We start from the raw sequence: 281 nt of genomic DNA, 5'->3' as shown, positions 1-281 counted from the left end.
TAAGCCTGTTATCCCCGGGGTAGCTTTTATCCGTTGAGCGACGGCCCTTCCATACGGCACCGCCGGATCACTAAGCCCGACTTTCGTCCCTGCTCGACTTGTAGGTCTCGCAGTCAAGCTCCCTTCTGCCTTTACACTCTGCGAATGATTTCCAACCATTCTGAGGGAACCTTTGGGCGCCTCCGTTACTCTTTGGGAGGCGACCGCCCCAGTCAAACTGCCCACCTGACACTGTCTCCGAACCGGATCACGGTTCTGGGTTAGAAGGTCCGTACAGCCAG

At 56.9% G+C, this 281-nt stretch carries 1 rRNA gene; it reads right to left on the bottom strand.

Annotation, left to right across the window (positions count from 1 at the left end):
- Positions 1 to 281 (bottom strand): 23S ribosomal RNA (locus GH741_RS21505); the annotation flags it as partial.

Source organism: Aquibacillus halophilus, assembly GCF_009649745.1.
GTDB lineage: Bacteria > Bacillota > Bacilli > Bacillales > Amphibacillaceae > Aquibacillus > Aquibacillus halophilus.
The sequence above is the reverse complement of the archived record's forward strand: the minus strand, read 5'-3'. Positions and strand labels throughout refer to the sequence as shown.